At 68.8% G+C, this 269-nt stretch carries 1 protein-coding gene; it reads left to right on the top strand.

The genetic code is table 11. The features are described 5' to 3' along the window. On the top strand, positions 1-269 hold a 269-nt coding region (locus AC1ECK_RS36730; protein ID WP_480328212.1), incomplete at both ends, for a hypothetical protein.

Here is a 269-nt window from a genome sequence, read left to right as displayed (position 1 = left end):
GCGTGGCGCTGGGCAATCAGGCGACCGCGAATGCTGCGTCCGATGTGGCCATTGGCAATCAGGCTGTGACGGGCACGGCCTCTGGCGATCCGGGCTCGAACATCGCGCTCGGCACGAGTGCTTCGGCCTCGGGTGGCAGTGCGATCGCCGAGGGTACGAACGCCGTGGCGAATTCGGCGGGAGCGGTGGCGATCGGGCAGGCGGCTACGGCTACGGGCGGCAATGCGGTGTCGATCGGCGCTGGCAACGTTGCCAGCGGTAATGGTGCC

This window comes from Paraburkholderia sp. SSBN10T (assembly GCF_056619545.1).
The sequence above is the reverse complement of the archived record's forward strand: the minus strand, read 5'-3'. Positions and strand labels throughout refer to the sequence as shown.